The following is a 13,426-nucleotide window of genomic DNA, read 5'->3' as shown; positions in this document are numbered from 1 at the left end:
GCATCGCCAACTCCGGCCCCACCTCATCCAACGCCAGCACCCCACACGGCAACGCAGCACACGAAGCCGCGAACCCCGTCGTCGTCACCAGCAGCCCCAGACCGGCGTCCTCGGCGACGTACAGCAGCCGGTCCGCCGGGCTGGCCGGGTCGATCGGCACGAACGTCGCCTCGGTCTTCGTCACCGCCAGGAGGGTGACGTAGGTGTCCACCGACCGGTTCAACAAGATCCCGACCCGCATCCCGGTACCCACACCACGAGCCATCAGCAGATTCGCCAACCGGTTCGCCCGAGCATCCAGATCCGCGTAGGAGATCCGCTCCCCCTCGCACTCCAACGCCGTCCCCGACGGGTGGCTGTCACACGACCGCTCGAAAAACCGGCTCAACCGGGTGCAGCCGGAAACGTGCCCGGACAACTCCTCGACCAGGTTGTCGTGGAGGCGGTAGTGCACCTCGGGCAGCGACACGGAATCCACCACGAAGTTGCGCGGCAGCGGGGTGCGCTGGGCTCTGGACGCGCCCCCGGTGGTCGTCGCGCCGGGAGCCGAGCCGTCGTGGCCCGCGCCGTCCGTGACGGTCGGCCGTGCGGCAGACCCTCCCGTCGCGCCCACCATGTGATTCGTTCCCTGCCCGTTTCTCATGGTTCTGCTCATGACGCGTTTCCTTTGCGGATGGCGCGCGGTGCTCACGAGGGCACCAGCGCACGGGTTGATGAGGTGTGCTGCTGCGACCACAGCGCCGACGATTCAGGCGGGGTCGAGCAGGAAGGCGACGACACCTCGGCGGCGGGCAAGGCCCGCCCTGGTCCGAGCTGGAAGAGGCCGGAGGTGCCGGCTCAGTCGGGCCGGAAGCCCGAATCGGAGGCGCCGCCGATGACGAACCCGGTGTCGCCGTCAGTGATCCGAACACCGAAGTCGGCCGGCTGGATCACGTCGGACCGCGCCAGCGTCGCCTTCGGCATCGCCTGCTTCTCGCCGGTCGAGGGGCCACCCGCATGCGCTCCCGCCGCCGAGGCCGAGCTCGCCGGTACCGGAGGAGGCGGGGGCATCGGGGCGAGGGGCTCCGGCTGGGGATCGTGGTGCAGCGGCGCACCGTTGCTGCGGACGGGATCGGGGTTCAGTTCGTCGGACTGGCCATGGCCGTGCGACCCCTGGGTCCACGGTCCTGCCGGGCGGGAACCGATGCGGTCGCCCTTGCCTTGCTCGACATCGGAGACCTGCTGCGGAGCAGCGCGCGCTGCCGTCGAGGACGACGTCCCAGACGGGGTCGAACCCGCGGCGGCCGTAGCGGTTCGGCTTGCGGACTGGCAGGCAGCGATGAGGTCGGAGACGTCGGTCGACATTCCAGCGCCCGGCAGGCAAGCCGCCGCGAGCGTGGGGGACGCTGCCGTGCAGACATCGTCGTCGGCGGCACGTGTCCCTGCAGGCTGCGACGCGGCGGGCCGTGTCGGGGAGGCATCGGCGGCTTCCGGGTGACAGCCCTCCGGACCGCTGGCGTCGTCATCCCCGGACGGCCCCTCCGCCGGATCGCCCGGCGTCGTCCGAGCGGACCCGGCGCCCAGCTGGGCCGCACCGTCGACCGTCGCCGCCGGACATGCCGCCGCGGGGGACGGGTCGTCGGTGCCCGTTGCCGGCCCGGGTGCGAGCTCCTCAGCGTCGCTCTCCGGCGGCGTCCCCGTTCCTTCGGGGACGACCGGAGTCGCCGCATCGACCGGCACCGGCGGCACTCCGGACGGCTCCGGCACGGCGGACGGCTCGGCCACCGGGGCCGGATCGCTGCCGTCGACCGGCACCGGCAGTTGGTCCGCCGATGGCTCGGGCACAGCGGATGGATCGCTCACCGGGAGAGCCAGCACGTCGCCGGCGCAGCCGAAGTGCTCCCACTCGTGCGCCCAGCGCTCGGCGAACAGCAGTTCGGTGACGGTGTTCCGGCCCGAACCGAGCCAGCGGTCGACCCGGTGGTCGTGGTCGGGGTGCGCGCCCAGCGGGCGTCCGTCGGTGCAGACGATGCCGTCGCCGGGGCCTTCAGGAGCGTCGTCCTCGCCGGTCGGGTCGGCCGCCGGAGCGTCGCTCGGCGCGGGGAGGTCGTCGCCGTCGTTCCCCGGATGGGCCGGCAGGTCGGGTGCCGGTGCAGCCGGGGATGGCGTCGGCGCGGACTGCGGATCGACCACCGGAGCCGGGGCGGGCGCAGGAGCCGGAGCCGGTTCAAGAGCCGGGGCCGGTTTAGGAGCCGGGGTTGGTTCCGGAGCCGGGGCGGGCGCGGGAGCCGGAGCCGGGGTCGGTGCGGACTGCGGATCGGCCACTGGAACCGGGGCGGGCTCAGGAGCCGGAGCGGGAGCCGGAGCCGGAGCCGGAGCCGGAGCCGGAGCCGGAGCCGGTTCAGATGCAGGAGCCGGTTCGGGAGCAGCAGCCGGTTCAGGAGCCGGAGCCGGTTCAGGGGCCGAGGGCGCCTCGTCGGCGTCGCCCCCAACCGGTCTCCTGTCACCTTCTGTGACGTCGTCGGACCTCGAAGGTTCCGGAACTGGGGAGGCGCTGGGCGGGCCCTCGGCGGAGGAAGGCGCGTCATCGGCGACCTCGTCGACCGGGCCGACGGCCGAGATCGCGGAAATAGCCGGCTCAACTGGGGAAACGCCGTCCGCAGCCGCCGAGTCGGCGGCTGCAACGGCGATCACACCGGTACCCAGCAGGAGGAACGCCGAGGTCGACAGACGTCGGGACCAGGCCCGGCCGAGCACAGCCAGTGACTGGCCGCCTCTCCCCGAACCGGTGACACTCACTCGGGCGAGGCTAGGAGGATTGACCGGTGATCACCATGTGTTACCTAGGTTGCGCGCGGCTTACCCATGACACCCCGAGTAGTTTGAGCATCGAGTGCCCCATTCGTAACTCTGCGCAACAAGCGCGCAACGTCCTCGTCACAGCCAGGTAACGAGGCTGGGCACGTCACCCCGGCCTGCTCCCGGCCGGTGCGCGGCACCTTGCCAGACTGGTCACATGCCCCCGATCCGCTCCCGGCTGACCGATGCCCAGCTCGCCGCCCTGGCCCGCACCGGCTTCGGCCTGGCCGCACCCGTGCCCGGGCTGCTGCCCGCAGCAGACGAGCTGGAGGACGCCGAGGGTGTCCTGGTGGCCACCCGCGACGGCGACCGGATCGCGGTGCGCGGGATTCCCCGCTGGCGCTCCCCCGCCGCGGTGCGCGACCAGCTCAGCGCCCGCGGGTGGGCCGAGCCGGCGGTCTGGGTGGGAGCACCGCCGCACGACGTCGCCGAGCTCCCTGCCGAGCTCCTGGTGCTGCTGCCGGTGGCCGGCTCGGCCCCGGACTCCGCGGCGATCTCCGGTGCGGCCGCGGCCTGGTCGCGGGCCACGCCCGGCCGGCACCCGCTCGTCGTCCCGGTGCCGGTGACTGCGGCGCGGCCGGAGGTGGCCTGGTCGGTGCTGGCCGCGGCCTACGGCGGCCGGCTGCTGGGCAGCCGGGTCGATCCGGTGCCCCCGCGCACCGGCGGGCTCGCCGTGATGTTCACCGGGCTGTCCGGCGCCGGGAAGTCGACGATCGCCGGCCGGCTGGTCGAGCTGCTGCTGGAGTCCGGGCGCACGGTGACGCTGCTGGACGGCGACGAGGTGCGCACCCACCTGTCGGCCGGGCTGGGCTTCTCCAAGGCCGACCGGGACATCAACGTGCGGCGGATCGGCTGGGTGGCCGCGCAGATCGCCAAGCACGGCGGGATCGCGGTGTGCGCGCCGATCGCGCCGTACGCGGCCACCCGGGCCGACGCCCGCCGGATGGTGGAGGCGCAGGCCGGCCCGGGCTCCTTCGTGCTCGTCCACGTGGCCACGCCGCTGGCCGAGTGTGAGGCCCGCGACCGCAAGGGCCTCTACGCCAAGGCCCGCCGCGGGGAGATCGCGGAGTTCACCGGCATCAGCGACCCGTACGAGGAGCCGGACGACGCCGAGATCACCCTGGACACCCGGTCGTCGGGCGTCGACGAGAGCGCCCGGCGAGTGCTCGAGCGGCTGCTCGCCTGAGGGTCAGGAGACGGCCGCCAGGGCGTGCTCGGTCTCGACCGGCTCCGCGGGCTGCGGCCGCACCGCGCGCCGCTGGTGGCCGGCGCACTGCGCGGCGAAGCCCGACTGCAGGGCGTCGGCGAGGGACAGGGCGGCGTCGTGCTCCGCCGGGGCGCTGGTGCTCGTGGAAGCTGCCATGGCAAGAAGCTATCGGCGATCAGACCGTCACTGAAGGCAACCGGCCGGACCGATCATGACGAGTCGGTTGCGATCCGTCCCAGGAGTTCCTCAGCGGAGGCGGTTCTGCGCCGGCGCCCACACCGGCAGCGTGCCGGGGGCGTCGACGGTCTCGGCGTCCGCGGTGCGGCGCAGCGGCCACGCGGCGGGCAGCACCAGGCGCGGCGCGACGCCGACGAGCACCGCCATCAGCACCGCGACGGCGCCGAGCACCTCCCCGCTCTCCTCGACGAAGGTGGCCGCGGCCGCCCAGGCCGGGCCGCGGGCCTGCCCGAGGCCGGTGGAGACGGCGGAGAGGCCGACGGAGGCCACCGCGTAGAGGGCGAAGGCGCCGAGCACCCGGCGGCGGTCGCGGATCTCGGTGCGGCTGAGCCACCACAGCGTGCCCAGGACGACGGCGGCCACGGCGGCGCTGCCGATCGCGGCGACGACCGGCCGGCCGGCGACGCCCAGCGTCTCGAGCGCGCGGACGTGCACCGTGCCGCCGCCCTTGACCTCGGCGACGACGACGGCGACCAGCCCGACGCCCACCCACCAGGCGCGGCGGCCGGGCGCGCGGGACCCACCCAGGAACGCGGCCGCGGCGGCGGCCACGAACAGCGCGGTGACGTAGAGGCGGGGCACGGACATCGGCTGGTCCATCGACCAGAGCTGGCCGGCCCGGTCGAGCCCGGCGGCGCGGACGACGAAGCCGACGGCCTCGAGGGTGACCCCGATGCCGGCCAGGGTGACGGCGATGGGTGGCACGGGGATGCGCCGGCGGGCCGCCTTCTTCGCGGCGACGTCGGCGGCGAAGGCCGCGGCCGGGTGCGGCAGCGAGCCCTCCGCCGTCTCGAGCTCGCGGCGGTCGGCCTCCCGGATGACCATGCCCAACGGCAGAGCCACGATCACCGAGATGCCGGCCCACCCGAGCAGCACCCATCCCCACCACGCCATGACTCCGTCATCGGCAGTCGGCGGGCCCCGCTTGAGGTCGGGAGGCCCGCTGTCCCCCGTCCGAGCGGGATGTCCGCCCGGACGGGTGACGGCTCAGCTCAGCGCGGCGAGCAGCTGGTCGGCCAGCTCGGGCCGGCAGACGAGCAGGTCGGGCAGGTAGGGGTTGGGCTGGTTGTAGCGCAGTGGCGAGCCGTCGAGCCGGCTGGTGTGCAGCCCGGCGGCGCGGGCGACGGCGACCGGCGCGGCGGAGTCCCACTCGTACTGGCCGCCGCCGTGCACGTAGGCGTCGGCGGTGCCGCGCACGACGGCCATCGTCTTCACCCCGGCCGAGCCCATCGGCACGAGCTCGGCGCCGAGCCGGGCGGCGAGGTCCTGCACCAGCGCCGGCGGGCGGCTGCGGCTGACCGCCAGCCGCAGCGGGCCGTCCGGGCGGGTGGGCACGGTGGGCGGTTGCCCGGTGGTGAGGGTGACGCCCTCGGCGGGCAGCGCGACGGCGCCGGCGGTGAGCTCGCCGCGCTGCCACAGCGCGACGTGCACCGCCCAGTCGGCGCGGCCGGGCTCGGAGAACTCGCGGGTGCCGTCGAGCGGGTCGACGATCCACACCCGGCCGGAGACCAGCCGGATGGGGTCGTCGGCGGCCTCCTCGGAGAGCACGGCGTCGTCCGGCCGTAGCGCGGCCAGCTGCTCGGCGAGGAAGGCCTGCGCCTCGGCGTCGCCGGCGGCCTTGCGGGCGGCGGCGTCCGGGAAGGACCGGTCCCGCACGGCGAGCAGCAGCGCGCCGGCGGCGGTGGCCAGCGCGCCGGCGGTCTCGTGATCGGTGGCAGTCAACAGCTCGTCTCCCGTCGGGGTGGGCGGCCCATGATCCCCGACCGGGTGACCGGACTCACCGCCGCGGACACCGTTCCGGGTGTCGGTGCGGGCACACCTCGCCCACACTGGCGGGTGTGAACACCACTTCCGGGGGCCCCGTCACCCGGGCAGGTGACGGCCGGGCCGTAGTCGGCGCCCGCCCGAGCCTGCTGCACGTGCACCGCTTCTCCCGGGTGGGCGACGACGTGTTCAGCGCCGGCTCGCTGTACCGCTGCCGCTGCGGCGTCGTCCGCACCGGCTTCTGAACCGGGCGGCTCAGCCCGCGCGGCGGCCCAGCGCCCGGTAGCTCCAGCCGGCGGCCAGCCACCGGTCGCGGTCGAGGGCGTTGCGCCCGTCGAGCACCCGCTTCTGCTTCACCAGCTGCCCGAAGGCGACCGGGTCGAGCTCGCGGTACTGCTTCCACTCGGTGAGCACCAGCACGGCGTCGGCGCGGTCGGCGGCCTGCTCGGCGGTGTCGACGACGTCGAGCTGCGGCCAGCTGCGGCGGATGTTGTCGCCCGCGGCCGGGTCGGTGACCTGCACGACCGCGCCCTGCAGCTGCAGCTGGGCGGCGACGTTGAGCGCCGGGGAGTCGCGGATGTCGTCGGAGTCGGGCTTGAACGCCGCGCCGAGCACCGCCACCCGCTTGCCGAGCAGCGACCCGTCGCAGACCTCGCGGGCCAGCTCGACCATCCGGATCCGGCGGCGCATGTTGATGTTGTCGACCTCGCGCAGGAAGGTCAGCGCCTGGTCGGCGCCCAGCTCGCCGGCGCGGGCCATGAAGGCGCGGATGTCCTTGGGCAGGCAGCCGCCGCCGAAGCCGAGGCCGGCGTTGAGGAACTTCCGGCCGATCCGGTCGTCGTGCCCGATGGCGTCGGCCAGCTGCTTCACGTCGGCGCCGGTGGCCTCGCACAGCTCGGCCATCGCGTTGATGAAGGAGATCTTGGTGGCCAGGAAGGAGTTGGCCGCCGTCTTCACCATCTCGGCGGTGGCGTAGTCGGTGATCACCTGCGGGGTGCCGGCGGCGACGATGCTGGCGTAGACCTCGTCGAGGATCGCGCGGGCGGTATCCCCTTCGGGGGCGGCCGGCAGGCCGTAGACCAGCCGGTCGGGGTGCAGGGTGTCCTGGACGGCGAAGCCCTCGCGGAGGAACTCCGGGTTCCAGGCCAGCATCGCGCCGGGGACCTTGCCGTGGACGATCTCGGCCAGCCGGGCCGCCGTCCCGACCGGGACGGTGGACTTGCCGGCGACCAGGTCGCCGGGCTTGAGCACGGCGAGCAGCGAGTCGACGGCGGACTCGACGTAGCGCAGGTCGGCGGCGTACTCGCCGCGCTTCTGCGGGGTGCCCACGCAGACGAAGTGCAGCACGGCGTCCGCGGCGTCGGCCATGTCGGCGCTGAACCGCAGCCGGCCGGTGGCCAGCGTGCGGGCGAGCAGCTCCTCGAAGCCGGGCTCGTAGAACGGGGCGGTGGCCTGGGCGAGCGCCTCGACCTTCGGCCGGTCGACGTCGATGCCGACGACGTCGTGACCCAGTTCGGCCATCGAGGCGGCGTGCACCGCGCCCAGGTAGCCACAGCCGATGACCGAGATCTTCATGCGTCGTCTCCCCGTCGGGCCCCACGGCGGCGCCTCGTCGGCCAACCGTAGGAGGCCCGGTTCGGCCGCCGCCACCGGGCCTCACCCGCCGAGGGGTACCGCGATTGGGGCGAACGTCACCGGACGTGACCGTTTCGTTGCAGCATCATGGAGGGATGACGCGGAGGAGACGACGTTCGATCGGGACGACCGACGACGCCTGCGCCCTGTGCGGTACCGGCCCCATGCCCCTTCTCGAGTCGAGCAACGTGCGGCGCGGCCTGGCCTGGCTGCGCCCCGGCTGGGATCCCCGGGTGCACCGGTACGCGGAGTGCCCCGGGTGCGGCGCGCGGCACGAGCTCGCCGACGCGCCGGGCCACTCCGAACTCCGGCGCCCCTTCGGGTGACGCCCGTCCCAGCGCGCCGGGACCGTCGCTCGCGCGCGGTTACCGTCGGGCGACGGCTACGAACGGACGACGGGAGCACGGCGTGAGCGACGGGCAGCCGGGCGACCGCACCAAGACCAAGACCGGGACCGACGACCGGGTGGCCGACGCCGCGGAACCCGGGGACGACGCCCGGCCGGAGGGCGCAGCTCCCCGGCGGAGCCGGCTGCGCCGCACGCTGATCGTCCTCGGCGTGCTGGGCGTGGTGCTCGCGCTGGTCGTCGGCAGCGGGCTCTGGTTCCTGGGCAACCGGTACGGCGGCAACATCGAGCGGGTCGGCGACGTGTTCGCCGAGCTGGAGCAGACGGCCCGCCCGGCGGCGCCGTCGCCGGTCGCGCAGCCGGAGGCGACCGCCGACCCGGTCACGTTCCTGCTCGTCGGCTCGGATACCCGCGCCGACGTGGCCCCCGGCGAGCTGCCCGACGCCCGGTCCGACGCGATCATGATCGCCCGCTTCTCCGCCGACCGGGAGCACGCCCAGGTCGTCTCGATCCCCCGCGACTCGTGGGTGGACATCCCCGGCCACGGCCGGAACAAGATCAATGCGGCGTACGCGTTCGGTGGGCCGGCGCTGCTGGTGCAGACGGTCGAGCAGCTGACCGGCGTGCGGATCGACCACTACGCGGCGATCGACTTCGACGGGCTGATCCAGGTGACCGATTCACTCGGCGGGGTCGACGTGGTGGTCGCCGAGACCACCAGCAACGGGCCGTACACCTTCACCGCCGGGGTGAATCACCTGTCGGGTGCGGAGGCGCGGTGGTACGTCGGGCAGCGCTACGACCTGGCCGGCGGCGACTTCGACCGGGTGCGCCGCCAGCAGAACTACCTGCGGTCGATGTTCGGCAAGCTGTTCAGCCAGGAGGTGTTCACCAGCCCCGGCAAGCTCGACAGCACGCTGCTGGCGGTCACCAGCGCCGTCGCCGTCGACGACGGGCTGAGCAACACCGACCTGGCGGGCCTGGCCTACTCGCTGCGCGGGCTGACGCCGGACTCCGTGGAGTTCTTCACCGCCCCGGTGCTGGGCACCGGGCGGGAGGGGCCGGCCAGCGTGGTCTACCTCGACGCCACCGCCGGTGCCCGCATGTGGGGCTACCTGCAGACCGACTCGCTCGGCCAGAACGCCGACGAGTTCAGCGACGAGGCCCTGCCCGAAGTCCCGCGCTGAGGCACGGCCGCCGCGGCACCGCCGCCGGGGCGGCGGGCGGCAGGTCGTCGCCGGCCGGCTCGGCCGGCGGGGCGGCCGGTTCGGCTGCGGCCGCCCGTTCCTCGCGCGCGATGGTGCGCGCGGCGGCGCCCAGCCCGAGGGCGAACAGCACGGCGACGACGGCCCACGCCACCAGCAGCCAGCCCCACCACGCCATCCGGATCGCCCTCGGTCGCACCGTTACCGACGGGCGGTGAGGTTCCACGGCCCCGGTACCGGCGACAAGGGGATCCGGCGCGCGACGACGCCCGACGGCGGGCGGCGTCGGCCCGGTCTGACTCGCGGCGACGGCGACCCTGCGCGGTGCGATCGTTCTCCCGGAGCGCCGGTGCCTCCTTGGGGTGACGGCGCCCGCGCGCCCGGGGTTTCTGGACGATTTCGTTCCTACCGTCGTCCCATGCGGCTGTTGATCGTGTGCACGGGCAATCTCTGCCGCTCTCCGATGGCGGCCGGGCTGCTGTCCGCCTGGGCGCAGCGCGACCTCGGGCCGGAGGGTTCGGCGGTGCTGGTCGGCAGCGCCGGCGTGGAGGCGCCGGACGGGCACCCGATGGACGCCGACAGCCTGCGCGCTGCCCTGGCGGCCGGCGGCGACCCCGAGACGCTGGGCGCTCACCGCTCCCGGGCGCTGGACCCGGCCGAGGTGGCCGACGCGGATCTGGTGCTGACCATGTCGCGGTGGCAGCGGAAGAAGGTGCTGGCGCACGCGCCCCGCGCGCTGCGCCGCACGTTCACGCTGCCCGAGGCTGCGTCGCTGCTGGGGCTGGCGGACCCGCGCGGGATCGCCGACCTGCCGCTCGACCAGCGGGCCGCCGAGCTGGCGGTGCGGTTGAACGCCGCGCGGGCCCGGCGCCGGGTCAGCGACTCCGACGACGTGCGCGACCCGATCGGGCGCCGCTTCGAGGAGCACCGCCGGACCGCCGAGCGGATCGCGGGCGACCTGCACCCGCTGGCGGCGGTGCTGCTGGGGTCGGGTGCCGTTCCGGCCGCCGCCGCGACGGCCTCGTGACGCGCGCCGGCTTCGAGCGCACCGCCGTTGCGAATATTTCGCCTATTGCGGATACTTCTCTTGCTCCCGCGTGTCTGGGAGCTCTCAGGAGGATCCCGTGACTTCGCTATTTGATGCTGCGCGCCCAGACGAGGCCGACGTCAGCGCCGCTGTTGCAGCCGCGCCCCAGGTCAAGGACTACCTGCTCAATCACCCTGGCCACGACACCGTGCGGCTGGTTGTCGATGACGAGCACCGCGAGTCGCTCACCGTGCCCCGCTCGGCGATCGAATCGCTCGCCCGGATCCTCGACCACATGGCCAAGGGCGAAGGCGTCGCCCTGGTCCCCTCGCACACCGAACTCACCACCCAGCAGGCCGCCGACATGCTCAACGTCTCCCGCCCGTTCCTGATCGGGCTGCTCGACACCGAGGAGATCGAGTATCGCCGGGTCGGCAAGCACCGGCGGATCAAGGCCGAGTCGCTTCTGGCCTACAAGCGCAAGGACGACCTGCGCCGCCGTGAGGTGGCCAACGACCTGACCGGCATGTCCCAGGAGATGGGCACCTTCTGAGGTGGCGTTCGCAGTCCGCGGCCTCGTCGAGTCCGTCGACGCGCTGCGGGCTTAGGACGCCAGGTGCAGCCGGGACCGCCGGCCCGGGGAGCCGTCCGCGGCCGGTGACGCCGGCGTGCGGAGCGACACCAGCCGGTCGAGCAGCGGCACCAGCGATTCGACGATGAGGTCGCCGACCTGCTGCTGCACCTCCGGTGACTCGCCGATCGGGTCGGGGATGTCGTCGTCGGCGTCCTTGCTGCGCCGCGACCGGGTGGCCGCCAGCTGCTTGACCAGGGAGCGGCACCGCTCGGCGAGGGTGTCGCCCGGCAGGTCGACGTCCTCCCCCACCAGTGCGACCAGATCGGACGCCTCGCGGAGGGTGAAGGTGCGCGCCAGGGCGCGGGGCGCGGCCTTGAGCACGACCCGGCGGTGCTGGCGGGTGAGCGCGAGGGTGAGGTCGGCGTCGATGGCCATGTCGTCGACGAGCTGGCGGGCGGTGTGGCCGGCCGGGTCGCCGCCGAAGCCGGCGAGGACGAGCGCGGTGTCGGGGTGCACGCCGTCGCCGACCACGGCCTGGGTGCCGGCGCTCATCAGCCGGATGGCGCCCGCCTCGTCGCCCAGCGCCTCGTCGAGGTAGGCGCGGGCGAGCCGCTCGGCGAGCGCGGACCGGCAGATGTTCCCGGTGCACACGAAGAGCACCGTGAAGACGGGGTCAGGAGACCAGTGCCGAGCCACGACCTCAGTGTCCCCCGGTAGCGGAGACCGGGCAGGGCGGCTCAGTACGCACCGGCACCGCGGAACACGGCGCCGAACGTCTTCCAGAGGATCATGAAGTCGTAGGCCAGCGACCAGTTCTCCACGTAGCGCACGTCGATGCGCACCGAGTCGTCCCAGGAGAGATCGGAGCGGCCGCTGACCTGCCAGAGGCCGGTGATGCCGGGCTTGACCAGGAACCGGCGGTGCATGTCGTAGCCGTAGCTCTCGACCTCGGCGGCGAGCGGCGGGCGGGGCCCGACCAGCGACATGTCGCCGCGCAGCACGTTGAGCAGCTGCGGCAGCTCGTCGAGGGAGTAGCGGCGCAGGACGGCGCCGATGCGGGTGACCCGCGGGTCGCCCTTCATCTTGAAAAGCACGCCGTTGCCGTCGGTCTGCTGCGCCAGGTCGTCGACCATCCGGTCGGCGCCGGCGACCATGCTGCGGAACTTCAGCATCCCGAAGGTCCGCCCGTCCCGGCCGACCCGCTCCTGCCGGTAGAACACGCCGCCGCGGCTGGTGAGCCCGACGGCGAGCGCCAGGGCGAGCAGTACCGGCAGGATCAGCAGGATGCCGAGGCTGGCCGCGGCGCGATCGAACGTCTCCTTGGTGAGCCGGCGGATGCCGCGCAGCTCGGGGCGCTCCATGTGCAGCAGCGGCAGCCCGCAGACCGGGCGGATCCGCACGCGGGGCCCGGCGATCTCGGTGACGGCCGGCGCCAGCAGCAGCTCCGCGGCGGTGTCCTCGAGCTCCCAGCCGAGCCGGCGCAGCGCCGGCCCGTCGAGCTCCGGCGACGGCAGCACGGCGACGGTGTCGACCTCGTACCGGCGGACGACGTCGACGACCTGGTCGATGCTGCCGAGCACGGGCAGGCCGTCGAAGGCGGCCGTCCGGCCGCCCTGGGCATCGGCCGGAAGGCAGCAGCCGATCACCCGGTAGCCGTGGTAAGCCTCGCGGTCGAGCTGCTCGTGGAGGGCGACCACGCCGTTGCGGTGGCCGACGACGATGGCGGTCTGCAGGTACTGGCCGGCCGAGCGGCGCCGGTGCAGTCGCTGCCGCTGCCCGTAGCGGTGCGCCAGCGTGAGCAGCGTGGCCAGCGGCAGCGCGACGACGACGAAGCCGCGGGCGAGCTCGAGCTGGAAGGCCCAAGACACGGTGCCGACCGCGGCCAGCAGCAGGCCGGCGGCGACGAACACCCGCCGGAACTCGTCCGGCCCGACCCACAGGAAGCGCTCCTCGTAGGAGCGGGCCACCAGCATGGCGGCGATCCACACGAGCGGGAGGAGGGCGATCAGCCAGCGGGAGGGGTGCGGCTGGGCCAGCACCCCCGCGTCGGAGCCGAAGCGGACGAGCGAGCCGGCTAGGGTGGCGACCAGGGCGCAGAGGACGTCGCCAACGGCGATCCGCCGGACGTACTCGGCACGCCAGGCGCGGCGTGCCTGGGTTCCCTCCCCGCGGAGGCGGGACGCGAAGGTGGGACGCCACCGGTTCGTTGTCGCCGGTTCGAGGCCAAGGGCCTCGTCCCGCTCGCCGAGCATCGTCATGCGCACCCCCGTGCAGCTGGCCGCGGGCAGCGCAGACCCGCAACTAGATCGTGAAAGCCGGTATCCGTTCGACCACGTTGTGCGACCGGCGGAAGGAGCTAACCAGGGCTTCCGATCGAGCGGCACCCCTGCGGGGAGGACCGTTGGTCACACGAACCACAGGAGTAACACGGGTGCACTACCTGCACGTCAAAGATTACTCAGAGACGCGACACGCAGGCGCAGTCGCGGCGTGTTCCCTGACGCGCCGACACGTGTTTCCTCCCACGTGCGGGGGCGATGGTCAGTCGCGCTTGGTGGTGCGGTCGGCGTCGTAGCCGTAGCTGTAGCCGTAT

The 13,426-nt window shown here is 73.9% G+C and carries 15 protein-coding genes; 6 read left to right on the top strand and 9 right to left on the bottom strand.

All coding sequences use genetic code 11. The annotated features are described in order from the left end of the window. The coding region (locus ACYVG5_RS21065; RefSeq protein WP_460683520.1) for an AMP-binding protein at nt 1-655 on the bottom strand (655 nt) is incomplete at its 3' end. 182 nt (nt 656-837) lie between these two features. Continuing rightward, the gene (locus tag ACYVG5_RS21060; RefSeq protein WP_460683519.1) at nt 838-1,842 is read right to left on the bottom strand and encodes a hypothetical protein; all 1,005 of its coding nucleotides are present in this window, start codon (nt 1,840-1,842) and stop codon (nt 838-840) included. A gap of 1,153 nt (nt 1,843-2,995) precedes the next feature. On the opposite strand from ACYVG5_RS21060, the gene cysC reads away from it, so the two are divergent. After that, entirely contained in the window at nt 2,996-4,024 is a 1,029-nt protein-coding gene (gene cysC / locus ACYVG5_RS21055) for an adenylyl-sulfate kinase (protein WP_246631150.1), read from the top strand. 3 nt (nt 4,025-4,027) lie between these two features. Here the strand turns inward: cysC and ACYVG5_RS21050 are convergent, their stop codons facing one another. From ACYVG5_RS21050 to ACYVG5_RS21040, 3 genes are all read right to left on the bottom strand, one after another. After that, nucleotides 4,028-4,201: a hypothetical protein gene (locus tag ACYVG5_RS21050; protein WP_222050720.1), complete on the bottom strand. Its 174-nt coding sequence runs from the start codon at nt 4,199-4,201 to the stop codon at nt 4,028-4,030. 90 nt (nt 4,202-4,291) lie between these two features. Further along, on the bottom strand, nt 4,292-5,176 hold the full coding sequence (locus tag ACYVG5_RS21045) for a hypothetical protein (protein WP_222050718.1): 885 nt from the start codon (nt 5,174-5,176) through the stop codon (nt 4,292-4,294). 93 nt (nt 5,177-5,269) lie between these two features. After that, nucleotides 5,270-6,004, bottom strand: coding sequence for a 3'(2'),5'-bisphosphate nucleotidase CysQ (locus ACYVG5_RS21040; protein WP_222050716.1), 735 nt, complete (start codon nt 6,002-6,004; stop codon nt 5,270-5,272). A gap of 116 nt (nt 6,005-6,120) precedes the next feature. Between ACYVG5_RS21040 and ACYVG5_RS21035 the strand changes: the two genes are divergently transcribed. Beyond that, nucleotides 6,121-6,291: a hypothetical protein gene (locus ACYVG5_RS21035; RefSeq protein ID WP_222050715.1), complete on the top strand. Its 171-nt coding sequence runs from the start codon at nt 6,121-6,123 to the stop codon at nt 6,289-6,291. Nucleotides 6,292-6,301: 10 nt separating this feature from the next. On the opposite strand, the gene ACYVG5_RS21030 is transcribed toward ACYVG5_RS21035, so the two are convergent. Then, on the bottom strand, nt 6,302-7,621 hold the full coding sequence (locus ACYVG5_RS21030) for a UDP-glucose dehydrogenase family protein (RefSeq protein ID WP_222050713.1): 1,320 nt from the start codon (nt 7,619-7,621) through the stop codon (nt 6,302-6,304). A gap of 224 nt (nt 7,622-7,845) precedes the next feature. On the opposite strand from ACYVG5_RS21030, the gene ACYVG5_RS21025 reads away from it, so the two are divergent. Both ACYVG5_RS21025 and ACYVG5_RS21020 read left to right on the top strand, forming a co-directional pair. Next, nucleotides 7,846-8,007 (top strand): hypothetical protein, encoded by a 162-nt coding sequence (locus ACYVG5_RS21025; protein WP_460683518.1) that lies wholly within the window; start codon nt 7,846-7,848, stop codon nt 8,005-8,007. Nucleotides 8,008-8,089: 82 nt separating this feature from the next. Then, nucleotides 8,090-9,214 carry an LCP family protein gene (locus ACYVG5_RS21020; protein WP_460683517.1) on the top strand — a complete coding sequence of 375 codons (1,125 nt, stop codon included), beginning with the start codon at nt 8,090-8,092 and terminating at the stop codon, nt 9,212-9,214. Here the strand turns inward: ACYVG5_RS21020 and ACYVG5_RS21015 are convergent. Continuing rightward, nucleotides 9,180-9,410 (bottom strand): hypothetical protein, encoded by a 231-nt coding sequence (locus ACYVG5_RS21015; RefSeq protein WP_460683516.1) that lies wholly within the window; start codon nt 9,408-9,410, stop codon nt 9,180-9,182. The two genes, ACYVG5_RS21020 and ACYVG5_RS21015, sit on opposite strands and share 35 nt — an antisense overlap. A gap of 240 nt (nt 9,411-9,650) precedes the next feature. Here ACYVG5_RS21015 and ACYVG5_RS21010 point away from each other — a divergent pair, with 240 nt between their 5' ends. Both ACYVG5_RS21010 and ACYVG5_RS21005 read left to right on the top strand, forming a co-directional pair. Then, on the top strand, nt 9,651-10,259 hold the full coding sequence (locus tag ACYVG5_RS21010) for an arsenate reductase/protein-tyrosine-phosphatase family protein (RefSeq protein ID WP_222050710.1): 609 nt from the start codon (nt 9,651-9,653) through the stop codon (nt 10,257-10,259). A gap of 97 nt (nt 10,260-10,356) precedes the next feature. Then, on the top strand, nt 10,357-10,812 hold the full coding sequence (locus ACYVG5_RS21005; protein WP_222050709.1) for a helix-turn-helix domain-containing protein: 456 nt from the start codon (nt 10,357-10,359) through the stop codon (nt 10,810-10,812). Between the two features lie 51 nt (nt 10,813-10,863). On the opposite strand, the gene ACYVG5_RS21000 is transcribed toward ACYVG5_RS21005, so the two are convergent. Beyond that, a complete protein-coding gene (locus tag ACYVG5_RS21000) occupies nt 10,864-11,529 on the bottom strand; it encodes an arsenate reductase/protein-tyrosine-phosphatase family protein (protein ID WP_222050708.1) in 666 nt (221 codons plus the stop codon). Between the two features lie 41 nt (nt 11,530-11,570). Next, nucleotides 11,571-13,091 (bottom strand): sugar transferase, encoded by a 1,521-nt coding sequence (locus ACYVG5_RS20995; protein WP_246631149.1) that lies wholly within the window; start codon nt 13,089-13,091, stop codon nt 11,571-11,573. Nucleotides 13,092-13,426: the final 335 nt, after the last annotated feature.

It is taken from the genome of Modestobacter lapidis (genome assembly GCF_054780755.1).
Note: the sequence above shows the minus strand (reverse complement) of the source record. Positions and strands in the feature narration are given on the sequence as shown.

Bases quoted from the DNA above. Each gene is read 5' to 3' on its own strand.
- ACYVG5_RS20995 (WP_246631149.1), bottom strand. From the start codon at position 13,091: ATGACGATGCTCGGCGAGCGGGACGAGGCCCTTGGCCTCGAACCGGCG.
- ACYVG5_RS21010 (WP_222050710.1), top strand. From the start codon at position 9,651: ATGCGGCTGTTGATCGTGTGCACGGGCAATCTCTGCCGCTCTCCGATG.
- ACYVG5_RS21050 (WP_222050720.1), bottom strand. From the start codon at position 4,201: ATGGCAGCTTCCACGAGCACCAGCGCCCCGGCGGAGCACGACGCCGCC.
- ACYVG5_RS21025 (WP_460683518.1), top strand. From the start codon at position 7,846: ATGCCCCTTCTCGAGTCGAGCAACGTGCGGCGCGGCCTGGCCTGGCTG.
- cysC (WP_246631150.1), top strand. From the start codon at position 2,996: ATGCCCCCGATCCGCTCCCGGCTGACCGATGCCCAGCTCGCCGCCCTG.
- ACYVG5_RS21045 (WP_222050718.1), bottom strand. From the start codon at position 5,176: ATGGCGTGGTGGGGATGGGTGCTGCTCGGGTGGGCCGGCATCTCGGTG.
- ACYVG5_RS21030 (WP_222050713.1), bottom strand. From the start codon at position 7,621: ATGAAGATCTCGGTCATCGGCTGTGGCTACCTGGGCGCGGTGCACGCC.
- ACYVG5_RS21015 (WP_460683516.1), bottom strand. From the start codon at position 9,410: ATGGCGTGGTGGGGCTGGCTGCTGGTGGCGTGGGCCGTCGTCGCCGTG.